This is a genomic window from Salinicola rhizosphaerae (genome assembly GCF_014652715.1).
GTDB lineage: Bacteria > Pseudomonadota > Gammaproteobacteria > Pseudomonadales > Halomonadaceae > Salinicola > Salinicola rhizosphaerae.
The window spans coordinates 205948-222270 of sequence record NZ_BMZI01000007.1 but is presented as its reverse complement, the minus strand read 5'-3'; the positions used below and the strand labels follow the sequence as shown (position 1 = coordinate 222270).

The following is a 16323-nucleotide window of genomic DNA, read 5'->3' as shown; positions in this document are numbered from 1 at the left end:
GCCCGTTACTCACAGGTAAATTCCCTGTGGGTATTGATTTAAACATTACCCATGGGTAATCATTGGTGCCGATATCCATTGGAGCCACCGATGAAGACACGCATCGATAGCCTGTTGCGCTGGTTGAAGCAGGCCAGCGATCAGCAGATTACCGCCACGGGCACCACCCGCGCCTATCTCCGGTTGATTGGATATGGCCATAAGACGGCCTCGGTTGAGACTGCCGCGCTTGTTGAGCGTGCCAGCGGTGGAGAGGCGACACGCAAGCAGCTTCGCCCGACCGACTGGCATCTGATGTGGCCGGAGTTGGTGCCGCAGTCCTCATCTGATGGTTCCCATTCTACGAAATGCGAGAGCAGTGAAGCTGCCCACTGACGGGGGTGGCAATCCATACAGGGGTTTGGGGGAGCACGAGATGAGCTTGATCAAACGTATTCGATTCGTCATTCGCGCGAGCCGCGCCGGCCGAGGCGAGGAGCTCGACCGGGTGTTTGCGGGCATGGAGCGGGGCGCCACCTTCACCGGCGCTAAAGCGCACTTGGTGCTGTCGCTGGCGGATAGCCGTCGATGGGTCGAGATGAACATGCGGATGAACCATCACCGCTTTCTCACTGACGAGATGCTCGGCCAGGCATGGGCGCGACGCATCGAGAAACACATCAAGGCGACTCGCACGCAGGACCTGACCGAAATCCTGGAGGAGCGTTAATGGTCCTCGAAGGCGGCGATCTTACGCAGCGTGGGCTGGAGGTCTTTCCAGATTGCGGCGCCGAAGTCGGAGTCGGCGATGTATTCCAGGTCCGCGATGGCGTTGTCTCGCATGTCCCCGGCGTAACTCTGGTCGACGCCCACCTCACGCTCAATCGCGGCGAGTCGCCCCAGTATTTCGGTCTGCATCACAAGCACGGATTTCAGCAGTTCATCAGTTGTGGCCATGTCGCCGGTCCTTCAGTCGGTTGTGTGAGAACTCCCACTGTAACCGCTGGCGGCATGGCCCTCTATTGCCCGGAGATTGGCCGCTCGCTGATCCCGGGAACGTCTCGGGGGAGCACATCATGACGACCACATTGCCGGACTACAGCAACTGGTCCACCGCCGATCTCAACGATGAGGCGACGCGGCAGGACAAGAACCGCCGGACGCTGGCGGGCGAGACGCTGATCGACGAAAGCACGCGCCGCGTTCGTATCGCCAAGGCTGGCGCCCGTTATCACGCCGCCTGCGCGGTGCTGGTGGCGCGCGCTGAGCCGTTCGATGCCGAGGCCAAACAGCGTGCGGCGCGGACGCTCGAGTATCACCGCCGCGAGACAAAGCGCTTCATCGCAGTCCAGCTGGGGTGCGAATACCTGAGCCAGCATGACGCGGACGCCATGGGGCAGGTGAGGGCATGAGCGCTTACGACTATCGCCCGCTCGTTTACTGCCCGACATGCTGGCCCTGCGACGAAGGTGAGCGTAACGGCGACCAGTGCGCCAGATGCGGAGAAACCGTCCTCGTGGCATCCGCCAGCGAAGCTGTGGACCTGCTGCAAGAGCAAATCGGCGCGCTAAGGAAGATGTGCTTGGAGAAGCAGGGGCGTTCCCACGAATCCATGGCCGCTGATCTCGTTACTGAGCTTGGCGAGGTGCTTGCAGAGGCTATGCAGCAGTCGCGCACGGAAGCTTGGTCAGCGAGCGACAAGGGACAGGTGCACTGATGAGCGAAGAACGTGCCTTTCGTGGCGTCTGGATCCCTGCGGACGTGTGGCTGAACCGCGGCCTATCCATGCAGGAGAAAGTCATGCTGGTGGAGATCGACAGCCTCCAGAGCGCGACTCGCGGCTGCTACAAGTCGAACAAGAAGCTGGCGGAGTTCTTCCAGCTTTCCCCCAATCGTGTCTCCGAGATCATCAGTTCTCTGGCCAAGAAGGGCTGGGTTCGTATCGAGCAGATCCGCAACGGCAAGCAGATCATCGAGCGCAGGATCTTCATGGCGACCCCCTTCGAGAAACCGGAGGGGGGTAGTCGAAATCCCGAAGAGGGGTATTCGGAAAACGGGGCGAACCCTGTTCGAGATCCCGAAGAGGGGTATTCGGAAAACCGTGAAGAGAGGGGTTCAGGGGTGAGGGGTTCAGTTGAGGGTAACCCCTCTCTCCCTGGTGCAGGCGATGTGTTCGATCGAGCTCAGAGCCTCGACGACGATGGCCAGCCGTTACCGACCGCTAGCCACCCGATGACCGAAAGCTGGGAGCCGGAGTGGCCCACCGTCTCCAAGCTGCTCGCTGGTACTCGCATGACTGAACAGGCAGCCAAAGATCTACTCGTTGAGCACGGGATTACCGCACTCGAGAAATTCCGTACCAAGTATCTCGCGGTACCGGGCCGGGTCTATTCGGATCGGGTCTGGCATCGCCATCTCGCCGACTACCTCGCCACCTGGCAGAGCAACCTCGCTCGCCAGACGCCACAACCGACCCAGACCACCGGAGGTGTCCATGCAGCTGGCAACCAACGTGATTCCGCTCGCCGTCTCTCGCCTGGAGAGGCCCGCCGCATCCACGAGCAACAGCAGCGAGAACGTGCGGCAGGCGGGGCAGGACCGGCCTACGACGCCGATCAGCGGGCCGGTCACGGCTGAGTCGATCGATACGCTATTCGTTGCGCTGGATCAGCTCTACGGACGCCACTGGCGGCATCGAGCGAAGGAAGCCGGGTGGGGTAGCGAGATCGAGGGGCAGTTCGTGCCGTTCGATGCCGACGGCGAGTGGTTGCAGGCGCTGCAACATCTGACCGAGGCGCACATTCGCTCCGGGCTGCTGGCGCTGGACGAGCAGGCAGAGCGCGCGGTTGCCGAGGCCCGCACGGCTTGGCCGCCGGACTCTCCGATGATGTTCGCGAAAGCCTGTCGCGTTCGCCCGGAAACGCTGGGCTGGCCAACCCGTGAAGAGGCCTGGCGTTTGATCGAGCAGAACGCGTTCACCGGTGCCCCGGTCGAGCATGAGGCGGTGCTGGCGGCGATGACGACAGTCGATAAGGACGCGTTTCGCGTCGCGACCTATGCAGAGCTGGAGCAGCACCGTCGGCTGTTTCTCAAGAGCTACGAGGGCGTGGTGAATCGCGCTATCGCAGGGCAGCCGATCCGGACACGGGCCGCGCTTGAGAGTCGCGAGAACGTGAGTCGGGCGGAACTGGCGATGCGCGCCAGCGAGGAAAAGGCCGCGAAGCTGGCGGCAGAGCAGCGTGGGCCGGGCGGCATCGCCGGTCTACGGGCAGCACTCAACCATTGAGCGGAGGCGACATGAACAACCTGATTCCATTCGAATTCGACCAGCAGAGTATTCGTGTCATCCGTGACGAGGACGGCAACGCCGTATTTGTTGCGAGAGACGTCGCCACCGCGTTGGGGTATGCCGATCCGGGGCGAGCGGTCAGGCAGCACTGTAAAGGAGCGGGCGAATCAACCGCCCCTTCGGGAGGCGGCATCCAAACCTTCCGTACCATTCGCGAGCCGGATGTCTACCGCCTGATCGTGCGCAGCAAGCTGCCCAGCGCTGAGCGTTTCGAAGCGTGGGTGTTCGAGGAGGTGCTGCCAGCCATCCGCCAGCACGGCCGATATGAGGCGCCGGCCGCGCCGGTACCGCAGGAGAACATGACAGACATCGCCCGGGCATCGGCTATCGCCAGTGCGCTCGACGGTGCCGCCCGGGCGTTCGGGTTCGACGACAACATGCGTTTGCTTTCGGTCAATCAGGCTGTGCACAAGCGCACCGGGGTCGACCTGCTGGCGGAGCTGGGCGCGACGCATCTCCTGAGCCCGGTCAACGAGCGCTATCTCACCCCGACCGATCTTGGATTGCCGTTCGACATGAGCGGTAAGGCCGTCAATTTGCTGCTGCGCGATCTCGGCTACCAGCGCCAGGAGCGTGACGCCAAGGGCAAAGGCTACTGGGTTCTGACCGATCGAGGGCGGGATGCTGGCGGCCGGATGATGGATACCGGCAAGAAGCACGGCGACGGCACGCCTGTGCAACAGCTCAAGTGGCCTGAGAGCGTGGCGGAAGTGTTGCGGGAGGAAGCGGCGTGAAGCCTATCGAACCGGGGTGCTTGGTGATGGTGATTGATGCGACCGATAGTGCGTACATCGGCCTGACTGGTACGGCAGTCTGCATTGTAGATGGTGCGCCGTATCCGGGCGTCTACTGGGAGGTGTACGGAAGCCCGCTTTGCCACAACCAAAATTGCCTTATGCGCATCGACGGTGGCGAGCCTGAGTCTGTCGACGTTCGAGAAGTTCTCGAGGTGACGGCATGACGCGACACGGCAGCAGCCAAGCGCAACGGGCAGCGATGCTGGGCGCCAATCCGCGCTTCCTGCTCTATCTCGACGCACGTAAGCGCCATCGCCATGGCCTCACGCTCGAGCAGTTGCCGGATGGGACGCATAACGCTGAAGATGCGGCCGATTTCATCCGCCAGGCCTGTGGCGTGGAAAGCCGCGCCGACATCGATCGGGACATTCATGCCGAGTCCATCCTGCGTCGGATCGTAGCGGACTACTCGGGCTGGGAACGCCGGCAAGCGAGGGGGCAGTGATGCAACCAGTTGCAACACGGCGCTGCCCGGTTCGGAACACCCGCGCCCCTCGCATCGATCACGAGGGCGTCGAGCAGATGGCGCTGATTCGCTGGCTCTACGGTGAGCAACAGCGGGGCGAGCCGGTCGGGTCGCTCTACGCCGTGACCTACCACGTGCCCAACGGTGGCCAGCGCAACAAGAAGACGGCGGCGGATCTCAAGCGCCAGGGGGTGAAGTCCGGTGTCTCCGACCTGGTGGTGATGGAGGGGCGCGGCGGCTGGCTCGGGCTCTACGTGGAGTTCAAGGCGACGCCGCCCAAACATGCGGCCACCGCCGCCAGCCAGCGTGAGTGGTTGGAAAAAGCCGATCGACGGGGCTACTGCGCGGTGCTGGCCCGTGGGCTCGAAGAAGCGAAAGCGGTGCTGCGTGAATACGCCAGCTGGGCGCCGACGCTCATCGAGCAGCGCGAGACCATGGTGCACGGCACCGAGTGGTAACGACTCAGGAAACAGGGGGGGGAGCAATGCGGCAACTGGAATTGATGGGGATCAATCAGCTGATGGCGGTTATCCGACGTGAGCCCGAGGGCAGCGCGGTTCGCGAGAAGGCGCTGCGCCGATGCCTAGATGAGCTGATCGAGGTCGAGATCGAGTGGCGGATCGACTACCGCCACCTGAACCTCGGCCACCACAAGGTCAGCACGATCGCGAACATGGGCGAGGGCCGCGGCGAGATGACGGGCGCCGTCGATCATGTAGGCGAAGCGGCCGAACGTTTCCGGTACGCCTGCCGCTGGCGGCATATGGCAAAAGCGTTGCTGGGGCATCTCAACGAACGGCAGCGGATGGCGGTGTTGCTGACCGGGTACAAGATCGATGCTCAGAAATGGTCGCGACCACTCGGCGGCGACCTGGAGCGCATCCAGGCGATCAAGCAGGGCCATCGGGGGCTGACGCTGGCGGAGGTGTGCGAGGGCCAGCGGATCATCCTGCAGCGGCTGGGATGGCCGGTAGCAGTGGGCGAGATTTTCGAAACCGCCGAGGCGATGCGCAATTCGGCAAAGAACGCACGCAAGGTGATGCTGGCGGTGGTGGTAGAGCAGGCGCGCTTTGCGGCGTGAGCATGTCCCAGAAAGCGATCTGGACTGTTTACTCTATCTGGTACATGCTGAAAACATCCGGTAGTATCGCCGGTCCATGAAATTTCGTGCTCGGGGAGTCGATGCCCAGTCCGCAGACAATCTCTCAGGCTATCAGTGATGCCATGGATTACTCCATCGAGCTCGAATCAGCTCGTGGAAATCTCACCCAGTTCCAAGTGAACAGGCTAGCTCAGATGGTGTCGAAGTCAGGCACTGGGCTATGTCAGACGCTGATCAGAGATGCTCTGGTGGCAGAGATCGAGAGAGACTATGCAGCTTTCGACGTAGCAGCAGAGCGACTGATTGCTCACTACCCAGGCGAGTCAGGCATGCTGCTCAACATGTCTAATGTTGCACTTTTTACTTTTGATGCCGATATAGCACTAAAGCTGCTCAAGCTAGCTATGAGTGGATTGTCTACAGATGCTAGGGCATTGCACCATATTGCGCCCGTAGCTTGGAACTGCGGTGATCTTGAGCTACTGATGGACGTTCGGCGGAGGTTGGCCTCCATGAATGGAGAGTCCGAAAGTATGAGGCAGTGGCGCAGTGATGAAGCAGTTGTGAATGTGCTGGATGGCTCCGGCGTGGGCTTAGATGAGTACCGGGCTTATGTGCGGGGTTTCTACAAACTCGTGCGTGAGCATACTGCTAATCTAATGAATACCCGCGTAGGGATCGATATCGACGCCGTCACCTACGAGGATGGGCAGGGGAAGGTTGTGCTTCAGGTATTCGCCGATTTGGATCCAGAAGCTCTGGAAGCTCTTGATGAAGCACTGATCGATCGAGACTGTGATGAAACTGAAGTTAGTCCTCAGCTTGCTGGGATCGTAAGTTGCCTAGCGCGCGATTTTCCTGCCAATCGAGTTCGCGAGGTGATGCAGCGGGATGCCTGATCGCCTTTTTGATGTCGCAAATATGCTGCGCACTATGAATCTCAATGATCGAAGCGAGTTAGATCAACCAGTCATGCGCAGCGTAATCAACCGCGCCTACTACGCGGCCTTTCTGGTTGCTAGAGATTACTGCCAGGAATCGGGTATCGATTGTGGTCACAGCACTTCCCATGATCGCATAGTAAGAGCACTTGAAGCTCAACGAAAATGGCGCAAGCAGGGCAGGCAGCTGGGACAGATCAAGCAACTACGGCATGAATCCGATTACGATTGGAATCAGACTATTACCGACTCCGACATGCGTAAAGCCGTTAGGACGAGCAACGAAATATTGCAAGCATTTGGTAAGCGCTGAATAAAAATTTGTCAATCCGCTGGATGATGGCCGTTTCTCTACTACTACCCTCCATTGAATCCCCGGGTGTGTAGTTGCCATTTCAACTGCTGGTAATTTCTCCAGCACCACATGTTGTACCCGTAACCATTCCCGGGTACTATTCAGCTAAGCTTGTATTTTTTGCGCCCTGATCGGTTTCGACCGGTCGGGGCGCTGTCGTTTTTGCCCCTGTTCGCCGCCATCGTTCGCTCCCCGCGTGCTCCCCACGTTCCCCTGAGCTATGGCGGCAACTTACTCGAGCGGCCACCTCGTTCGATCTTCCCGCCCGCTGGCGAGCTTTCTATTCGGAGTGACTCCATGCAGTTCATGCGCGAAGTCGAGACAATCGGCAGCGGACGTTATCCGCTGCGCGTTCGGCTGGCGTGGGGTGCTCATGTCTCCGATGCGTTCATCGATCGGCTGTTCGAGCTCGTGGCACGGTTCGGCTGGGGGCTAGATCACGCCGGCTACCTGATGGCGTGCATGGCATTCGAGACGGGCCGGTCGTTCGACCCGGCACAGCGCAACATGGCCGGTAGCGGTGCGACGGGCCTTATCCAGTTCATGCCCTCAACGGCTCACGGGTTGGACACGACGACCGAGGCGCTGGCGGCAATGACTGCCGTCGAGCAGCTCGATTATGTCGAGCGTTACTTCGAGCCCTACAAGCTGAAGATCAACACGCTCTCTGACATGTATCTCGCGATTCTGATGCCTGCGTTCGTCTCTCGCCCTGGTGGTGCGGTGATGTTCACCGATGGCACGACGGCGTATCGGCAAAACTCTGGCCTCGATGCTGACACTGACGGCCGCATCACTAAAGACGAGGCGGCCCAGCGCGTGCAGGTGCAGCTGACGCTCGGACAGCGCGAGGGCAACGCACGCGACGTCTGGCAAGCGGAGGTGGCTGCATGATTCCGATCGCCATGGCACTGGCCAATTTCGTGATCGCCCTGGGCCTGATCATCCAGTGCTTCATCGCGCTGAACCGCGTCGAGGATGGATGGGTGCGTCTGGCAATCCACATCGTCATCGCGACCGCTGCCGGCCTGCTGGCATTCCGCGGGGCCGATGTGGCGATGGATATCGCATTGAGCGATCGCACGGCCATCGGCCGGTTGCTGCTCAATCTCTCGATGATCCCTGCCTGGATTCTCATTCACCGGGCGTCTCGACGACGAGGGTAGCCGCGACAACCACCGGGGATCGAGATGCCGGATCAAATCACTGAGCTCTGGCTGGCGGTCACCGCGCTCGTGCAGGAACCCGCCCAGTCGGCGGCGCTTTGCGCGATGGTGATGTCTTCGCTGCGAGTGCTGACCTCCGGCGGCGCTCGGATCTGCAAACGCTGGATCGAGACGCTGATGGTGGGGTTCCTCGCGTGGACCTCACTGCCGTTCATCCAGCATTTCGGGTTCGAGCCTGACACCGGGCGGTTTTTCGCTGCGTTTCTGGGCTACATCGGCGTGCACGGCTTCGAGAAGCGCGTCGATAGGCTGCTCGACAATATCGCCGACATCGCGTCGGCACTGAGGCGGAAATGATCCGATGGATTGGCAGGCTCTCGCGCGACAGCCGCTCGCATCTGCTGGTTGCCGCGGTGGCGGTGGCGTGGGCGGTGATGTCCCAGCTGCAGGCGAGCGCGACCGACCGGCGACTGGCCGAGTGGCAGGATAGCCAGCAGGCCATCGGTTACGGCCTCTGGTACGCGCTGGTCGAGGAGCAGAGCAAGGCGGGAAGGTACGAAGCCGAGCGCAACATCGCGCGGGACCGTCTGAGCGACTTGCGCTACCGGATCGGCGTCGCGGATGCGCGGCTGGCGGCGTGCCGGGCCACCACGAACATGACGACCGACGATGGCTGGACGGGCCAATTGCAACTCAAGACGGGGCGTGAGCGATGAGACTGGTGCCGGAAGCGCCCAAGGCGCACAAGCTGTGGTCGGTGCGGCTCGGCATCCTCGCGGCGCTGCTTTACTCGCTGCAGCCAGTACTGGCTCATTACCAGAACCTGCTTCCCGAGTGGGCGTTCACGGCGCTGGCCACGTTGGTCGGCTTTGCTGGCGTGGGTGCGCGGCTGATCCCTCAGAAGGCAATCGAAGAGTACATCCGGAGCCGGATCCAGTGAGCCGCTTGTATGGGTGGGTCGCCGCCGGCGTGGCCGTGGTGGTTGGGCTGCTGACCTCGCTGGCGCTCGTCATGCGCGGACAGCGTGACGCGGCGCGTGACGAGCTCGACAAAGCCAAGGCGCGAGCGCAGGGCGTTGACCAGGCTCGCGCGACCGAACGAAGAATCGACGCCCGCCAGCGCGCGGATCAGGTACAGGCACGGGAGGTCGAGCGTGAACAGATGGCCCAGCGCCGCGCTGGTGTTCGCCCTGAGCTGTTCGGCGATCCCCGGATGCGCGACGACAGCACCGACACCGATCAGTCCTGAGTGCACGGTGCCGCCGATGCCAGCGCTGCCGGTGGTTGAGTCCGCCAGCATGGCGCCGCTCGATGACGCGACCTACTGGACGCTGGCCGATCGCGAGCGGCGGCTGACGGATTGGGCGCTCGAGATGCGCGGCATGCTCGAGGAGGTGTGTGCTAGATGATGCTGACCTTCTCAAGCTCGGTCCCATCGGCGAAACCCTGACGAGTTATCAACTCGCATACCCGGACTGCCTGAGCTTCATTTTCAATGTAGTAATCCAGGACGAGTTCGCCTTTCGGATTCAGTGCCTTAATTGCAAAACGATAGATTACGCCGTCAGCCAGTCGATAGACAGGCAGCGGCACAGCTGAAGAAATGTTATCGATTCGGCCCATCTGCTTTCTCCTTATTCCGTCTCGTCTAAACGATGAGCGAATGTCACTGAAAGGTAAAGCCATGCCCGGTAAGGTCCGTCGCCCATGCCGATCTCCTGGCTGCCGCCACACGACGACCGAGCGTCACGGCTACTGTGACGAGCACGCCGACAAGGCAACTGGCTGGACGCAGCGCCGCCGAGGTCAAAGCGGACGCGGCGGCCGGCCGTGGCGTCGGATCCGCGATCGCGTCCTTCAGCGTGACAAAGGCCTGTGCCAAGCATGCCTGCGCGCCGGCCGAGTGACGCCCGCGACCGAAGTCGACCACATCGTCAACCTCGAGTCTGGCGGTACCGATGACGACAGCAACCTCGAGGCGATCTGTTCGCCATGTCACAAGGCGAAGACGGCGCGGGAGGCGCAGGGCGGGCGAGGATGAGATCGATTCTCACGAATGCACCAGAATGGTGCGCTGAGGGGAGGGGGAGGTCGAAACTCCAGAGCCTTTCGACCCCGGACACCGCAGCCTCCATTCGTTTTTTATACCCGCGAAATTGAAAAATCAGGTTCGGCGATAGGAGCTCGCAAATGACAAGAGGTCGCAAGCCCAAGCCGAGCCACCTCAAGGCCGTGCAGGGCAATGCCGGTAAGCGTGCCATCAACCACGATGAGCCGGTCGCCAACTCACTCACCGAGGTGCCGCCGCCACCTGACTGGATGCCCGAGATCGGGGTCGAGATGTGGGAGCGGGTCGGGCCCTGGCTGGTGAGCTCCAAGATTTTGACCGACTCGGATCTCGCCAACCTCGAGGCCTACTGCGCCGCCTATAACCGATGGCGCCTTGCCGAGCAGGACATCGCCAAGCATGGCCTGACAGTCGACAGCCCCATGGGCGGCGTGGTGAAGAACCCGGCCTGCACTGTCGCGAATGAGTCGCTCAAACAGATGAACACGTTCGGCAGCGCGCTCGGTCTGGATCCTGCCAGCCGCGCGCGCCTCGCCGTGCCCGGCGCCAAAGACGCCGCCAACCCCTTCGCCGCACTGGTGGGCAAAAAGCGATGATCCCGAATGGCCAGCTACCCCAACGTCAACGCCGCGAACAAGTACGCCCGGGACGTCGTGGCTGGCCGCATTCCGGCCTGCAAGGAAGTGCAGCAGGCGTGTCAGCGACACCTCGATGATCTGAAGGCCTCGAAGGGGCGAGCGTTTCGGTACCGGTTCGACAAAGACGCTGCCGAGAACGTCTGCGTATTCATCCAGTTGATGCCCCATACAAAGGGGCGCTGGGCGCGAGAGCGCAAGCTGGTCGAACTCGAGCCGTGGCAGAAGTTTCTGTTCTGCGTGATTTACGGGTGGCTCCGAAAAAAGAGCGGGCTGCGCCGCTTTACCGAGGCCTATGTCGAGGTCGGGCGAAAAAACGGCAAGTCGGTGATCGCCGCTGGCGTCGCGAACTTCATGCTCTGCGCGGACGGTGAGTACGGCGCCGAGGTCTACTGTGGTGCCACTACCGAGAAGCAGGCCTGGGAGGTATTCCGACCTGCGCGCCTGATGCTGCAGAAGTCCCCGGCGCTGATCAGCGCGGCCGGCATTGAGATCATGGCGCGGAATATCTCGATTCCGGAAGACGGTAGCCGCCTCGAGCCGCTGATCGGTGACCCCGGTGACGGCTCCTCGCCGAGCTGCGCCCTGGTCGACGAGTATCACGAACACCAGACGCCGAACCTCTACGACACCATGTCGACCGGCATGGGCGCCCGCGATCAGCCGCTGATGTTCATCATCACCACCGCGGGCTTCAACATCTCCGGGCCCTGCTACGACAAGCGGCGCCAGGTGCAGCAGATGCTGGACGGCGCGCTGCCCAACGATGAGCTGTTTGGGATCATCTATACCATCGACCAAGGCGATGACTGGCAGGACCCGACGGTGCTGCGCAAAGCGAATCCGAACTTCGGCGTGTCGGTCTCCGAGGAGTTTCTGCTCAAGGCGCAGCGCGACGCCGTTCGCTACCCGAGCCGTCAAAACTCGTTCCTCACCAAGCACCTCGACATCTGGGTCAGCGCCCGGACGGCCTGGCTGAACATGGCCGACTGGCATGCCGCCGGCGACGATAGCCTGACTATCGACCAGTTCGAGGGGCAGGCGTGCTGGATGGGCGTCGACCTGGCGAGCAAGACCGATATCGCCGCGATCGCGCTGCTGTTCCGGGACGAGATAGAGGACAAGAACGGTCGCTTGAAGACGCGCTGGACCGCTTTCGTTCGCAGCTACCTGCCCGAGGGGGCCATCGAGCGAGCCAGCAACAACCGCGCGGCCTACGAGAGCTGGGTCAACTCCGGCGACCTGATCGTCACCGATGGCGAAGAGCTCGACTTCGATGTCATCCGCGAAGACATCAAGGATCTCGCCGGGCGGTTCCAGATCAACGAGATCGCTTATGACCCCTGGCGCGCCACGCAGCTTGCGCACCAGCTCATGAGCGATGGGGCCGACATCGTCGAGTACCGCAACACGGTGCAGAACATGAGTCCCGCGATGCGCGAGATGGAGGCGGCGATCACCGGCGGGCGCTGGCGTCACAGCTGCGACCCCGTGCTCACGTGGATGGCATCCAACGTCGTCGCCAAGGCGGACGCGAAGGACAACATCTACCCGCGCAAGGAAAAGCCGGAGAACAAGATCGACGGCCCGATCGCCATCCTCATGGCGCTCGGTCGTGCGGTGCTCACCGAGAACGACGAGCCCGAAGAATCCATTTACGACACCTCGGACGTGACATGCTGACATCCATCCTGATTTTCCTGATCGGCCTCGTCGGCGCCGCGCTGGTGTCGTTCGGCGCCTGGCTGCTGGCGCCGCCGGCCGGTTTCATTGTGGCCGGCGTGCTCTGCCTGAGCTGGTCGGCGCTGGCAGCCCGGACGGCCGCACGCCGCGGCAACGTGACTGCCGGGGAGGGGGCCTGATGTTCCTACCCGGCATGTTTCAGAGCGCGCGCCAGCCCACGCAAAAGCAGTCCAGTGACTGGACGAGCTGGATCAGCGGAATGAGCCGCACCCGAACGTCAGCCGGCGCCGGCGTCAACAGCGGCAACGCCCTGCGGGTCGGTGCGCTGCGCGCCTGCGTGACGCTACTGGCCGAGTCTGTCGCCCAGCTACCGTGCGAGCTCTACCGCCGCACATCGGATGGCGGCCGTGAGCGCGCCACCGGCCACCCGGTCTACGACCTGCTGCACAGCCAGCCCAATCAGAAAGATTCCTCGTTCGAATATTTTGAGCAGGGCCAAGGCGCGCTTGGGCTGGAGGGCAATCACTACTCGCTGATCGAGCGCGACGGCGCCGGCTTTCCCATCGAGTTGATTCCGATCAACCCGAAGAAGGTGCAGGTACTGAAGGGCAGCGACGGGCTGCCGTATTACCACCTCGTCGATATCAACGAGGTGGTGTCGATGCGCCAGATGCATCACGTCAAATCGTTCTCCACCGACGGCTATCTCGGCATCTCGCCGATCGCCAGCAACGCCGACTCCATCGGCCTGGCGATGTCGACCGAGGAACACGCCGCCGCGGTGTTCGAGCGGGGCGCCACCATGTCCGGCGTCATCGAACGGCCGCGCGAGGTCGAGGCCATCAAGAGCCAGGAAGGCGTCGATCGTTTACTGAACAAGTTCACCGAGCGTCACGGAGGGCTGCGCAATGCCTTCTCGGTCGCGCTGCTTCAGGAAGGCATGAGCTACAAGCAGCTCTCCATGGACAACGAGAAAGCCCAGCTTCTCGAGAGCCGGAAATTCTCGGTCGAGGAGATCTGCCGGCTCTACAAAATCCCGCTCCATATGGTGCAGCTCAACGACAAGTCGACGTCGTGGGGCTCGGGCATCGAGTCCATGTCGCTCGGGTTCGTCATCTACACGCTGCTGCCCTGGCTGAAACGCTGGGAGGCCGCGATGCGCCGCGACCTGTTGCTGGCCTCCGAGCGAGCCGACCTCTACATCGAGTTCAACGTCTCGGGGCTGCTGCGCGGCGACCAGAAGTCGCGCTACGAGTCCTATGCCATGGGCCGACAGTGGGGTTGGCTCTCGGTCAACGACGTGCGTCGGCTCGAGAACATGCCGCCCATCGCCGGCGGCGATCGCTACCTGACGCCGCTCAACATGAACGACTCCCAGCAGACGCAGCGCTCGCTGAACGCCACGCCGGAGCAAATGCAGGACATCGAGGGAATCCTATGTCGCACCTGATCAACTACCCGCATCTCGCCTCGCTGGCGTTTAATACGCCGCTCTACGCCACGCCGGATCTCGTTCAGTCCGTCCGGTCGGTGCTCGAGCCGCGCCTACTCGGCCGCCTGAACGAACTGCCCGAGCGGATGGAGGGCGGCGGCGATCCGGAGGCGCGAGAGATGCAGGGGCTGCGCGTCGTTGGCCGACTGGCGATCATCCCGGTTCACGGTATCCTCACCGCGCGCGCCGGCCAGATCGACGCTCTGTGCCAGGAGGTGCTGAGTTACGAGAAGCTGCGCACCCGGATCAACGCCGCGCTGCGTCATGAGCTGGTCGAGGAGATCGTCCTCGACATGCAGTCCGGCGGCGGCTCGGCCATGGGCTGCAAGGAGCTGGCGGATTTCATCCAGGCCAGCACCGCGACCAAGCCGATCACCGCGCTGGTCAATTTCGCCAGCTTTTCGGCGTGCTATTTCCTCGCCGCGGCGTGTTCACGGATCGTCTGCAGCCCGACCGGTATGGTCGGCTCAATCGGCGTCATCATCGAGACCTACGAAGTGAGCAAGGCCGAGGAAGAGTTCGGCATCAAGTTCAACACCTACTACCGCGGCGCGCACAAAAACGACTGCTCACCCCATGAGCCGATCACCGATCAGGCCATCGCCGAGATCGACCGCCGACTCGACAACGCCTACTCGACGTTCACCGAATCGGTGGCCAGCTATCGCGGGCTCGACCTCGCCGCCGTGACCGGTACCGAGGCGCGGATCTATTCCGCCGAGGACGCGCTGGCAGTTCGTCTGATCGACGAAGTCGCCCCCGCCCAAGAGGCGCTCGACAGCATCGCCGCCCGTTACAGCGGCCAGAACACCCCGCGCCGCGCTCGCGTGTCCGCGCGGGCCGGCGCCATGAATCTCCAGAACACGCTCTAGCCACGCGGCGGAGCGGTATCCGAGGCGGCCAATTGGCCGCCTTTTCTTTGCCCCGACGAAACCCCGAGGAACGTCATGTCCAAGATCGAAGAACTCCGCCGCCAACGCGCCGACGTCAATGCCAAGGTGCAGGCGCTGGCCAATGCGGAAAACGAAGCCGGCGAGCTGACTGCCGAGCAGATGGAAGAGTTCGAGCAGCTCTCCACCCAGTTTGACTCGCTTTCCCAGCAGATCGACCGTCTCGAAAAAATTGAGCGCATGAACGCGACCTCTGCCGAGCCGGTGAAATCGCCCATCGCGCAGGGCGTCCAGACTGCGGCGGTCCATATCAAACCCGAGCTCAAGCAGTACCCGGGCGCCAAAGCTGCGCGTGTTGCGATGTCTGTCGCCGCATCCAAGGGTGATGTCGGCGGCGCGGTCAAATTCGCCCGCGACGAGATCGGCGATAACGACGTTGCCATGGCGATCGAGACCAGCACCGGCTCCGGTGGCGCGCTGATCCCGCAAAACCTCTACGACGAGGTGATCGAGCTGCTGCGACCGAAGACCATCGTTCGCGCGCTGGGCGCTCGCGTCATCCCGCTGCCCAACGGCAACGTCACGATTCCGCGCATGAGCTCCGGCGCCTCTTCCAGCTACGTCGGTGAGGGCACGGACGTGCTGGCCTCCGACGCAACGCTGGATGACGTGAAGCTGAACGCCAAGACGATGATCACGCTGGTGCCGATCTCCAACCAGATGATCGGTCGCGCCGGTTTCGCCGCCGAGCAGCTGTTCCTGAACGACATGCTCAACTCGATGGCGACCCGCGAAGACAAGGCGTTCCTGCGCGACACCGGCGCCGGCGACACGCCGACCGGCTTCGCCGAGACCGCGCGTCAGGCCAGCCGCACGCTCGCCTGGACCGGTACCGCCACGCTGGCGGAGATCGACGCCTACCTCGACAACCTCATGCTGGCGCTGATGAACAGCAACAGCCTGCTGGCCCAGCCGGGCTGGGGTCTGTCGCCGCGCACCTACATGAAGCTGTTCGGGCTGCGCGATGGCAACGGCAACAAGGTGTATCCGGAACTGGCCAACGGCCAGCTCAAGGGCTACCCGATCCGCCACACCACCAACATTCCCGCCAACCTCGATACCAGCGGCGCCGGCAACAACGACGAATCGGAGATCTATTTCGCCGACTGGAACGACGTCGTGATCGGCGAGCCCGGCGGCATGACGATCGATTTCAGCCGCGAGGCCACCTACAAGGACGGCAACGGCCAGCTGGTCTCCGCGTTCGCGCGTAACCAGTCGCTGATCCGCGTCGTCACCGAGCACGACATCGGTTTCCGTCACCCGGAAGGCCTTGTGCTCGGTACCGGCGTCACCTGGTAACGGCCACCACCCGCGAGACCCGGGCCACCCGGTCCGGGT

Annotated in this window: 28 protein-coding genes; 26 read left to right on the top strand and 2 right to left on the bottom strand. The window is 62.6% G+C overall.

Features of this window, described 5'->3' with window-relative positions:
* Positions 1 to 90 precede the first annotated feature (90 nt).
* Positions 91 to 375 carry a helix-turn-helix domain-containing protein gene (locus tag IE125_RS16230; protein WP_189445716.1) on the top strand — a complete coding sequence of 95 codons (285 nt, stop codon included), beginning with the start codon at positions 91 to 93 and terminating at the stop codon, positions 373 to 375.
* Positions 376 to 415: 40 nt separating this feature from the next.
* Positions 416 to 709, top strand: coding sequence for a hypothetical protein (locus tag IE125_RS16225; protein WP_189445715.1), 294 nt, complete (start codon positions 416 to 418; stop codon positions 707 to 709).
* Here IE125_RS16225 and IE125_RS16220 read toward each other — a convergent pair.
* A complete protein-coding gene (locus tag IE125_RS16220) occupies positions 706 to 936 on the bottom strand; it encodes a hypothetical protein (RefSeq protein ID WP_189445714.1) in 231 nt (76 codons plus the stop codon). The genes IE125_RS16225 and IE125_RS16220 overlap by 4 nt on opposite strands.
* Before the next feature lie 119 nt (positions 937 to 1055).
* Here IE125_RS16220 and IE125_RS16215 point away from each other — a divergent pair, with 119 nt between their 5' ends.
* The 17 genes from IE125_RS16215 (at position 1056) to IE125_RS16135 (ending at position 9563) form a co-directional block, all read left to right on the top strand.
* Positions 1056 to 1391 (top strand): hypothetical protein, encoded by a 336-nt coding sequence (locus IE125_RS16215; protein ID WP_189445713.1) that lies wholly within the window; start codon positions 1056 to 1058, stop codon positions 1389 to 1391.
* A complete protein-coding gene (locus IE125_RS16210; protein WP_189445712.1) occupies positions 1388 to 1696 on the top strand; it encodes a hypothetical protein in 309 nt (102 codons plus the stop codon). The genes IE125_RS16215 and IE125_RS16210 overlap by 4 nt, the downstream gene beginning before the upstream one ends.
* Complete coding sequence (locus IE125_RS16205) at positions 1696 to 2616, top strand: helix-turn-helix domain-containing protein (protein WP_189445711.1); 921 nt, start codon at positions 1696 to 1698, stop codon at positions 2614 to 2616. Before IE125_RS16210 ends, IE125_RS16205 begins: the two co-directional genes overlap by 1 nt.
* Positions 2558 to 3265 (top strand): hypothetical protein, encoded by a 708-nt coding sequence (locus IE125_RS16200; RefSeq protein WP_189445710.1) that lies wholly within the window; start codon positions 2558 to 2560, stop codon positions 3263 to 3265. Before IE125_RS16205 ends, IE125_RS16200 begins: the two co-directional genes overlap by 59 nt.
* Before the next feature lie 11 nt (positions 3266 to 3276).
* On the top strand, positions 3277 to 4062 hold the full coding sequence (locus IE125_RS16195; RefSeq protein WP_189445709.1) for a BRO-N domain-containing protein: 786 nt from the start codon (positions 3277 to 3279) through the stop codon (positions 4060 to 4062).
* 223 nt (positions 4063 to 4285) lie between these two features.
* Complete coding sequence (locus tag IE125_RS16190; RefSeq protein WP_189445708.1) at positions 4286 to 4570, top strand: hypothetical protein; 285 nt, start codon at positions 4286 to 4288, stop codon at positions 4568 to 4570.
* On the top strand, positions 4570 to 5049 hold the full coding sequence (locus tag IE125_RS16185) for a VRR-NUC domain-containing protein (protein WP_189445707.1): 480 nt from the start codon (positions 4570 to 4572) through the stop codon (positions 5047 to 5049). The genes IE125_RS16190 and IE125_RS16185 overlap by 1 nt, the downstream gene beginning before the upstream one ends.
* A 26-nt stretch (positions 5050 to 5075) precedes the next feature.
* On the top strand, positions 5076 to 5672 hold the full coding sequence (locus IE125_RS16180; RefSeq protein ID WP_189445706.1) for a hypothetical protein: 597 nt from the start codon (positions 5076 to 5078) through the stop codon (positions 5670 to 5672).
* Positions 5673 to 5815: 143 nt separating this feature from the next.
* Positions 5816 to 6592, top strand: coding sequence for a hypothetical protein (locus IE125_RS16175; protein ID WP_189445705.1), 777 nt, complete (start codon positions 5816 to 5818; stop codon positions 6590 to 6592).
* Positions 6585 to 6947: a HEPN domain-containing protein gene (locus tag IE125_RS16170; RefSeq protein ID WP_189445704.1), complete on the top strand. Its 363-nt coding sequence runs from the start codon at positions 6585 to 6587 to the stop codon at positions 6945 to 6947. Before IE125_RS16175 ends, IE125_RS16170 begins: the two co-directional genes overlap by 8 nt.
* 339 nt (positions 6948 to 7286) lie before the next feature.
* A complete protein-coding gene (locus IE125_RS16165) occupies positions 7287 to 7883 on the top strand; it encodes a hypothetical protein (protein ID WP_229809171.1) in 597 nt (198 codons plus the stop codon).
* Positions 7880 to 8155 (top strand): hypothetical protein, encoded by a 276-nt coding sequence (locus IE125_RS16160; protein ID WP_189445703.1) that lies wholly within the window; start codon positions 7880 to 7882, stop codon positions 8153 to 8155. The genes IE125_RS16165 and IE125_RS16160 overlap by 4 nt, the downstream gene beginning before the upstream one ends.
* Positions 8156 to 8179: 24 nt before the next feature.
* On the top strand, positions 8180 to 8512 hold the full coding sequence (locus IE125_RS16155) for a phage holin family protein (RefSeq protein ID WP_189445702.1): 333 nt from the start codon (positions 8180 to 8182) through the stop codon (positions 8510 to 8512).
* A complete protein-coding gene (locus IE125_RS16150; protein ID WP_189445701.1) occupies positions 8509 to 8871 on the top strand; it encodes a hypothetical protein in 363 nt (120 codons plus the stop codon). Before IE125_RS16155 ends, IE125_RS16150 begins: the two co-directional genes overlap by 4 nt.
* Positions 8868 to 9095 (top strand): DUF7940 domain-containing protein, encoded by a 228-nt coding sequence (locus tag IE125_RS16145; protein ID WP_189445700.1) that lies wholly within the window; start codon positions 8868 to 8870, stop codon positions 9093 to 9095. Before IE125_RS16150 ends, IE125_RS16145 begins: the two co-directional genes overlap by 4 nt.
* Positions 9092 to 9403, top strand: coding sequence for a hypothetical protein (locus IE125_RS16140; protein WP_189445699.1), 312 nt, complete (start codon positions 9092 to 9094; stop codon positions 9401 to 9403). The genes IE125_RS16145 and IE125_RS16140 overlap by 4 nt, the downstream gene beginning before the upstream one ends.
* A gap of 16 nt (positions 9404 to 9419) precedes the next feature.
* Positions 9420 to 9563 (top strand): hypothetical protein, encoded by a 144-nt coding sequence (locus tag IE125_RS16135; protein ID WP_189445698.1) that lies wholly within the window; start codon positions 9420 to 9422, stop codon positions 9561 to 9563.
* On the opposite strand, the gene IE125_RS16130 is transcribed toward IE125_RS16135, so the two are convergent.
* Positions 9556 to 9777 carry a hypothetical protein gene (locus tag IE125_RS16130; protein ID WP_189445697.1) on the bottom strand — a complete coding sequence of 74 codons (222 nt, stop codon included), beginning with the start codon at positions 9775 to 9777 and terminating at the stop codon, positions 9556 to 9558. The genes IE125_RS16135 and IE125_RS16130 overlap by 8 nt on opposite strands.
* Between IE125_RS16130 and IE125_RS16125 the strand changes: the two genes are divergently transcribed.
* From IE125_RS16125 to IE125_RS16095, 7 genes are all read left to right on the top strand, one after another.
* On the top strand, positions 9758 to 10195 hold the full coding sequence (locus IE125_RS16125; protein ID WP_308430156.1) for an HNH endonuclease: 438 nt from the start codon (positions 9758 to 9760) through the stop codon (positions 10193 to 10195). The two genes, IE125_RS16130 and IE125_RS16125, sit on opposite strands and share 20 nt — an antisense overlap.
* A gap of 149 nt (positions 10196 to 10344) precedes the next feature.
* Positions 10345 to 10818 (top strand): phage terminase small subunit P27 family, encoded by a 474-nt coding sequence (locus IE125_RS16120; protein WP_189445696.1) that lies wholly within the window; start codon positions 10345 to 10347, stop codon positions 10816 to 10818.
* A gap of 6 nt (positions 10819 to 10824) precedes the next feature.
* On the top strand, positions 10825 to 12540 hold the full coding sequence (locus IE125_RS16115) for a terminase large subunit (RefSeq protein ID WP_189445695.1): 1716 nt from the start codon (positions 10825 to 10827) through the stop codon (positions 12538 to 12540).
* Positions 12534 to 12719 carry a hypothetical protein gene (locus IE125_RS16110; RefSeq protein WP_189445694.1) on the top strand — a complete coding sequence of 62 codons (186 nt, stop codon included), beginning with the start codon at positions 12534 to 12536 and terminating at the stop codon, positions 12717 to 12719. The genes IE125_RS16115 and IE125_RS16110 overlap by 7 nt, the downstream gene beginning before the upstream one ends.
* Positions 12720 to 12799: 80 nt before the next feature.
* Entirely contained in the window at positions 12800 to 13990 is a 1191-nt protein-coding gene (locus tag IE125_RS16105; protein WP_229809170.1) for a phage portal protein, read from the top strand.
* Complete coding sequence (locus IE125_RS16100) at positions 13978 to 14904, top strand: S49 family peptidase (RefSeq protein WP_189445692.1); 927 nt, start codon at positions 13978 to 13980, stop codon at positions 14902 to 14904. The genes IE125_RS16105 and IE125_RS16100 overlap by 13 nt, the downstream gene beginning before the upstream one ends.
* 75 nt (positions 14905 to 14979) lie before the next feature.
* Complete coding sequence (locus IE125_RS16095) at positions 14980 to 16284, top strand: phage major capsid protein (RefSeq protein ID WP_189445691.1); 1305 nt, start codon at positions 14980 to 14982, stop codon at positions 16282 to 16284.
* Positions 16285 to 16323 lie beyond the last annotated feature (39 nt).

What these genes read in the sequence shown, in the direction of transcription:
- IE125_RS16110 (WP_189445694.1), top strand. Translation starts at nt 12,534, where the DNA reads ATGCTGACATCCATCCTGATTTTCCTGATCGGCCTCGTCGGCGCCGCG.
- IE125_RS16130 (WP_189445697.1), bottom strand. Translation starts at nt 9,777, where the DNA reads ATGGGCCGAATCGATAACATTTCTTCAGCTGTGCCGCTGCCTGTCTAT.
- IE125_RS16125 (WP_308430156.1), top strand. Translation starts at nt 9,758, where the DNA reads ATGTTATCGATTCGGCCCATCTGCTTTCTCCTTATTCCGTCTCGTCTA.
- IE125_RS16155 (WP_189445702.1), top strand. Translation starts at nt 8,180, where the DNA reads ATGCCGGATCAAATCACTGAGCTCTGGCTGGCGGTCACCGCGCTCGTG.
- IE125_RS16210 (WP_189445712.1), top strand. Translation starts at nt 1,388, where the DNA reads ATGAGCGCTTACGACTATCGCCCGCTCGTTTACTGCCCGACATGCTGG.
- IE125_RS16185 (WP_189445707.1), top strand. Translation starts at nt 4,570, where the DNA reads ATGCAACCAGTTGCAACACGGCGCTGCCCGGTTCGGAACACCCGCGCC.
- IE125_RS16095 (WP_189445691.1), top strand. Translation starts at nt 14,980, where the DNA reads ATGTCCAAGATCGAAGAACTCCGCCGCCAACGCGCCGACGTCAATGCC.
- IE125_RS16175 (WP_189445705.1), top strand. Translation starts at nt 5,816, where the DNA reads ATGGATTACTCCATCGAGCTCGAATCAGCTCGTGGAAATCTCACCCAG.
- IE125_RS16165 (WP_229809171.1), top strand. Translation starts at nt 7,287, where the DNA reads ATGCAGTTCATGCGCGAAGTCGAGACAATCGGCAGCGGACGTTATCCG.
- IE125_RS16195 (WP_189445709.1), top strand. Translation starts at nt 3,277, where the DNA reads ATGAACAACCTGATTCCATTCGAATTCGACCAGCAGAGTATTCGTGTC.
- IE125_RS16115 (WP_189445695.1), top strand. Translation starts at nt 10,825, where the DNA reads ATGGCCAGCTACCCCAACGTCAACGCCGCGAACAAGTACGCCCGGGAC.
- IE125_RS16100 (WP_189445692.1), top strand. Translation starts at nt 13,978, where the DNA reads ATGTCGCACCTGATCAACTACCCGCATCTCGCCTCGCTGGCGTTTAAT.
- IE125_RS16190 (WP_189445708.1), top strand. Translation starts at nt 4,286, where the DNA reads ATGACGCGACACGGCAGCAGCCAAGCGCAACGGGCAGCGATGCTGGGC.
- IE125_RS16215 (WP_189445713.1), top strand. Translation starts at nt 1,056, where the DNA reads ATGACGACCACATTGCCGGACTACAGCAACTGGTCCACCGCCGATCTC.
- IE125_RS16170 (WP_189445704.1), top strand. Translation starts at nt 6,585, where the DNA reads ATGCCTGATCGCCTTTTTGATGTCGCAAATATGCTGCGCACTATGAAT.
- IE125_RS16120 (WP_189445696.1), top strand. Translation starts at nt 10,345, where the DNA reads ATGACAAGAGGTCGCAAGCCCAAGCCGAGCCACCTCAAGGCCGTGCAG.
- IE125_RS16135 (WP_189445698.1), top strand. Translation starts at nt 9,420, where the DNA reads ATGCCAGCGCTGCCGGTGGTTGAGTCCGCCAGCATGGCGCCGCTCGAT.
- IE125_RS16230 (WP_189445716.1), top strand. Translation starts at nt 91, where the DNA reads ATGAAGACACGCATCGATAGCCTGTTGCGCTGGTTGAAGCAGGCCAGC.
- IE125_RS16180 (WP_189445706.1), top strand. Translation starts at nt 5,076, where the DNA reads ATGCGGCAACTGGAATTGATGGGGATCAATCAGCTGATGGCGGTTATC.
- IE125_RS16225 (WP_189445715.1), top strand. Translation starts at nt 416, where the DNA reads ATGAGCTTGATCAAACGTATTCGATTCGTCATTCGCGCGAGCCGCGCC.
- IE125_RS16220 (WP_189445714.1), bottom strand. Translation starts at nt 936, where the DNA reads ATGGCCACAACTGATGAACTGCTGAAATCCGTGCTTGTGATGCAGACC.
- IE125_RS16145 (WP_189445700.1), top strand. Translation starts at nt 8,868, where the DNA reads ATGAGACTGGTGCCGGAAGCGCCCAAGGCGCACAAGCTGTGGTCGGTG.
- IE125_RS16160 (WP_189445703.1), top strand. Translation starts at nt 7,880, where the DNA reads ATGATTCCGATCGCCATGGCACTGGCCAATTTCGTGATCGCCCTGGGC.
- IE125_RS16150 (WP_189445701.1), top strand. Translation starts at nt 8,509, where the DNA reads ATGATCCGATGGATTGGCAGGCTCTCGCGCGACAGCCGCTCGCATCTG.
- IE125_RS16205 (WP_189445711.1), top strand. Translation starts at nt 1,696, where the DNA reads ATGAGCGAAGAACGTGCCTTTCGTGGCGTCTGGATCCCTGCGGACGTG.
- IE125_RS16105 (WP_229809170.1), top strand. Translation starts at nt 12,800, where the DNA reads ATGAGCCGCACCCGAACGTCAGCCGGCGCCGGCGTCAACAGCGGCAAC.